Annotated in this window: 5 protein-coding genes; 1 reads left to right on the forward strand and 4 read right to left on the reverse strand. The window is 35.5% G+C overall.

Features of this window, described 5'->3' with window-relative positions; genetic code table 11:
- Window positions 1-5 precede the first annotated feature (5 nt).
- The 3 genes from dhaK to clpX form a co-directional block, all read right to left on the reverse strand.
- Window positions 6-995 carry a dihydroxyacetone kinase subunit DhaK gene (gene dhaK, locus EQ827_RS07615; protein WP_181190402.1) on the reverse strand — a complete coding sequence of 330 codons (990 nt, stop codon included), beginning with the start codon at window positions 993-995 and terminating at the stop codon, window positions 6-8.
- A gap of 169 nt (window positions 996-1,164) precedes the next feature.
- Window positions 1,165-1,767: a ribosome biogenesis GTP-binding protein YihA/YsxC gene (gene yihA, locus EQ827_RS07620; protein ID WP_181190403.1), complete on the reverse strand. Its 603-nt coding sequence runs from the start codon at window positions 1,765-1,767 to the stop codon at window positions 1,165-1,167.
- Between the two features lie 2 nt (window positions 1,768-1,769).
- On the reverse strand, window positions 1,770-3,029 hold the full coding sequence (clpX, locus tag EQ827_RS07625) for an ATP-dependent Clp protease ATP-binding subunit ClpX (RefSeq protein WP_181190404.1): 1,260 nt from the start codon (window positions 3,027-3,029) through the stop codon (window positions 1,770-1,772).
- Window positions 3,030-3,154: 125 nt separating this feature from the next.
- Here clpX and EQ827_RS07630 point away from each other — a divergent pair, with 125 nt between their 5' ends.
- Window positions 3,155-4,078 carry a lactate/malate family dehydrogenase gene (locus tag EQ827_RS07630; RefSeq protein ID WP_181190405.1) on the forward strand — a complete coding sequence of 308 codons (924 nt, stop codon included), beginning with the start codon at window positions 3,155-3,157 and terminating at the stop codon, window positions 4,076-4,078.
- 68 nt (window positions 4,079-4,146) lie between these two features.
- Here the strand turns inward: EQ827_RS07630 and tig are convergent, their stop codons facing one another.
- Window positions 4,147-5,436, reverse strand: a complete 1,290-nt coding sequence (gene tig, locus EQ827_RS07635) for a trigger factor (protein ID WP_181190406.1) — start codon at window positions 5,434-5,436, stop codon at window positions 4,147-4,149.
- Between the last annotated feature and the right edge of the window lie 29 nt (window positions 5,437-5,465).

Genomic DNA, 5,465 nt, shown 5'->3' on the forward strand with positions numbered 1-5,465 from the left:
ATCTTTTACCATCCTAACGTTTTTACATCTTGGACTAAATATTTTTGCAAGCAAGTATTTAATTTTAAAAGTGTTAAAGACAAACCAGTCATATCTATGGAAGTAACAAGATTTCCCACTTTACTAAAAGTAATCTTAATATCTCGCTTTGATAATTCTTCTAAAACATTATTCATAAAAACATATTGTTCCATTAATGGCGTTGATCCCATTCCATTAACTAAAACCGCAAATTCTGCTTTAGTAGGAGCTTCATATTCATTTAAAATTTTCCCTACCAATTCTTGTGCCAATTTTTGGGAAGATTGTAATTTTTGAGTAGCATAACCACGTTCATTGTGAATGCCCACACCATATTCAATTTCATCATCTGCCAACTCAAAACCAGGATGGCCTACTGCAGGAACAGTAGCCGCATGTAAAGCAATACCTAAAGTTTTAGTGTTAGCGATTACTTCTTGTCCCAATTGCTGCAATTGTTCCAATGTTTGTTGTTGCTGGGCACCAGCCCCAATAATTTTTTCAACAAGGACAGTTCCCGCTACTCCACGCCTTCCTTGCTGACTATCTTTAATAGCAATATCGTCATCAACAATAATTTTTGCAACTTTAATTCCGTCTGCAGCAGCCATTTCTTGAGCCATATCAAAATTCATGACATCACCGGAATAATTTTTAACAATTAATAATACTCCTTGACCACAATCAGCTGCTTTTATGGCCTCATAGATTTGATCAGGAGTAGGTGAAGTAAATATTTCACCACAAACTGCAGCAGTTAACATACCTGGACCTACAAATCCAGCATGTAAGGGCTCATGTCCACTCCCGCCGCCAGAAACTATTCCTACCTGTTTATTTTGTTTAAACTGTTCATCATTACGAATAACAGCCTGTGTGCCCGGAATTTGACGTAATAATCCATTACTAGATTTTACTAGTCCCTGTACCATTTCTGGAACAATATCAGCAACTTGATTAATAATTTTTTTCAAAGTAAAAACCTCCTCTATACTTTCTTGCAACTTCATTATAGGCCATTACCACTATTTAAAATAGTAAAGGTGGTTATCTAATTTAATACACACTTGACTAATCGTAGGAAAAGAGCTGAGACACATTTTTATCTCAGCTCTTTTATTTACTTATTGAAAGCAAGTACTATTAATAATCATTATTTTTATAACCAATTTTTTCTTCAATCCACTCCCAAACATTTTCCTGTCCCCATTTGGTTTGTGAACTAAATAGTTGTAGTTGATCCACTTGATTAAGATTTAAGGTTTTCACAACCAAACTCTCAGTTTTATTCCATTGATTTTTTTTAACTTTATCCATTTTAGTTGCTACAATTAAGGTCGGCAAATGATAGTAATTAACATATTGATACATCGATACATCATCAGCGGTTGGTGCGCGTCGGCCATCAATCAAAATAATTACTCCCTGCAGAGTTTTGCGGGTGGTTAAATATTCCTCAATCATGGCTCCAAATTGAGCCCGTTGTTGTTTAGAGACACGTGCATACCCATATCCGGGGACATCTACCAAATAAAAAGCTTGATTAATTTGATAAAAATTTAAAGTCTGAGTCTTTCCTGGTGTACTAGAAGTTCGAGCAAAATTTTTGCGCTGCAATAAAGTATTAATTAAAGAAGACTTTCCCACATTAGACCGTCCGAGTAAAGCAATTTCCGGACATCCATCAGTGGGATATTGCGCTTTACTAACAGCACTTAAATCCATTTTTAAATCAGTAATCTGCATCATTAAGCAACCTTGCCATCTTCAGAATAAAGTTGAGGCCGCTGCTGTCCTTCCACGGCTTTTTTGGTTACTACAACACGCTTAATATCATCACGGCTAGGAACTTCATACATCGTGTCCATTAAGGTCGCTTCAATAATTGAACGCAAACCACGTGCCCCAGTATTACGCTTAATAGCTAAGTCAGCCATCGCCTCAAGTGCATTTTTATTAAATTCTAATTTAACTTTATTCAATTCAAATAATTGTTGATACTGTTTAACTAAGGCATTCTTTGGCTGCGTTAAAATAGCAACTAAATCTTGCTGAGTTAATTGATTAAGAGTTGTAATAACCGGAATCCGGCCAATAAATTCAGGAATAATGCCAAATTTCATTAAGTCCTCTGGAATTACCTGTTGCATTAAGGCATCGTGATCATTAATTTCTATGGCTTGCGTATTATCAATTCCAAAACCAATAGTCTTTTCACCTAAACGTGCTTTAATGATTTCACTTAGTCCATCAAAGGCTCCACCCACAATAAACAAGATATTCGTTGTATCCATTTGAATCATTTCTTGTTGAGGGTGTTTACGACCACCCTGTGGCGGAATATTAGCAATTGTACCCTCTAAAATTTTCAATAGTGCTTGTTGAACACCTTCACCGGAAACATCACGTGTGATTGAGACATTTTCACTTTTTTTAGAGATTTTATCAATTTCATCAATATAAATAATACCATGTTGAGCTTTTTGGACATCATAGTCAGCATTTTGTAGCAGCTTCAATAGAATATTTTCTACATCTTCACCAACGTAACCTGCTTCAGTAAGCGTAGTTGCATCGGCAATTGCAAAAGGTACCTTTAAAATTTTAGCAAGAGTTTGCGCCAAGTAAGTTTTTCCAGAACCGGTAGGTCCAATCAAAGCAATATTACTTTTTTGCATTTCTACGGTTTGATCATCTTGTTCATGCAACTGATTATTAATTCTTAAATAGTGATTATAGACTGCTACGGCTAAATTTTTCTTAGCCTGTTTTTGACCAATAACATATTGATCTAAGGTTTTCATAATTTCAGCAGGTGCAGGTAATTTATTAACTGAAAAATCTTCTGCAGTTTTATTGCCTTCATCAGCAATTATTTGTTGGCAAAGCTCAACACATTCATTACAGATGTAAACTCCAGGACCGGCAACTATTTGTTTAACTTGATCTTGGCTTTTGCCACAAAAGGAACATACAATTGCTCCACCATCATTTGTGTTATCAAACATAATTTTTTCCTCCAAAAATGGATTTTATACTACCAAATTTGCAATAAAAAGGTTAGCATATACTCATATAAAAGTAAAAATTTTAATCTTACTTTTATAATTTAAACTAGAAGGGACATAAGGATATGAATAAAGTAGGAATTATTGGTTTAGGACACGTAGGCGCAACGGCTGCCTTAGTTATGGCTCAAAGAGGTAAAGTTGGTAAAATTGTGCTAGTCGACAAAAATCATGAAAAAGCCCGCGCCGAACAGATGGATTTGCAAGACCAAATCACACTATTAGATACTGACACTGAAGTAACAGTTCAAGATTTTGAAGCTAGCAAGTGGGATGAATTAACGGACTTAGATGTTCTAATTTTTTGTGCTGGTAAAATATCAGCGCTGAAAGAGCATGGTGGTCAACGCGATTACGAACTACATCTCACCAGCAAAATTGTAGCGGAAGTTGCTCCAAAAATCAAAGAATCTGGATTTAATGGAGTAATTATTAATATCACTAATCCATGTGATGTTATTGCACGACTACTTCAAGAACAGACTGGCTTGCCGACTAATCAAGTTTTAGGAACTGGTACAGGTCTAGAAACTGCACGGATGCATCATGCAGTAGCAGAAGCTACACAGCATAATTACCATGATGTCACAGGCTATGTTTTTGGAGAACACGGAGATACAATGTTTCCAGTCTGGTCTAGTGTTAAAGTTGCTGGTCAACCAATTAGTGCTTGGAACTTAGACTTAGATCAATTAACTCAAAAAATTGTTACCGGCGGTTATACAATTTTTTCAGGAAAAGAATATACCAATAATGGGATTGCTACGTGTGTCAATCTTATCACAGAGGCAGTATTAAGTAATGCTAATCGCGCTTTGCCGGTAACTGCTTACGACGCTGATTTGAAATTATATATTGGTCAGCTTGCAGTTGTCAATCAAAAGGGAATTAAAGCTGTTGCTCAAGTACCATTAACTGAAGCTGAACAAAAGCAATATCAACATTCTGCTCAAGCAATAGCTGCTAATTATCAAAAGGTTAATAAGTAAAAAAATAAGCCTGCCGGGCTAAAATCGCATGATTTAAAGTCATGCGGCATTAGCTTAAGCAAGGCTTATTATTTTTGTACTGCAGAATCTGTAATCATTTCTACGGCTTTTTTAATAGCAATATCGTGATCAAGCATTTCATCATTTAAAGCACCACGAACAGCTTTTTCTTCCATGCCATATTCTGAAGCCAAATCTTTAACTTCTTGATCGCGCTCTTCTTTAGTTACTTTAATATCTTCTTGCTTAACAATTGCTTCTAACAATAGATTAGTTTTAACTCGTTTTTCTGAATCTTTAGCAAAACGCTTTTTAATATCTTCTTCGGTAGTACCAGTCATTTGGTAATACATTTGTGGATTAATTCCTTGTCGCTGCATTGTTCCCAAAAATTGATCAACTTGATTTTGAACATCTTGGTCAATCATTGCTTGAGGAATTTTTTCAAATGTAGCATTTTCAATAGCTTTATTAACTGCCTCTTCTTCAACAGCATCTTCAGCTTTTTGCTTGCGTTGATCTTCTAAACGTTGACGAATCTTTGTTTTCAACTCATCTAAAGTATCCACATCTTCATCGACATCTTTAGCAAAGTCATCATCTAATTTTGGTAATTCCTTAGCTTTAATTTCGTGAATTTTGGTTTGGAAATGAGCTTCTTTTCCAGCTAATTCCTTGCTTTGATAGTTTTCAGGGAAGGTAACTTTAACATCAACATCATCGCCACTTTGGTGACCAATTAATTGATCCTCAAAACCTGGAATAAAGGCATTAGATCCTAATTCTAAAGAATAATTTTCAGCACTGCCACCGTCAAATTCTTTGCCATCAATAGTTCCTTGATAATCGATAACAACAGTGTCACCTTTTTCAGATTTGCCTTCTTCTTTTAATACTAATTCTGCCTGCTGTTTCTGTAATTTTTGTAATTCATCTTCGACATCTTGATCACTGACAGAAGTATCTTGCTTTTTAACTTCCAATTTTTGGAATTGTCCTAATTGAACTTCTGGTTCAACTGCAACTGTAGCTTTAATTGCCCACGGTTGATCTTCTTCCATGCTTTCCACAGAAATTTGTGGTTGGCCTACTGGCTTAATATCAGCTTCTTTTACAGCATTAGAATAAGCTTCTGGTAAGACATCATTTAATGCATCTTGGTATAAAGCTGCTTCTCCGTACATCTGATCAAAAACAACACGTGGAACTTTACCCTTACGAAAGCCAGGCACATTTAAAGTTTTACGAACCCGTTGAAAGGCCGTATTTAAACCTTTTTTAATTGTATCTTGATCGATTTCAAAACTTAATTCGCCGTCTTGATCTTTTTTCTTATTCCATTTAGCTTTAGCAGCCATATTATCCCTCCGGTACTCATTATCTACAT

This window comes from Bombilactobacillus bombi (genome assembly GCF_013607485.1).
Taxonomy (GTDB): Bacteria; Bacillota; Bacilli; order Lactobacillales; family Lactobacillaceae; genus Bombilactobacillus; species Bombilactobacillus bombi_A.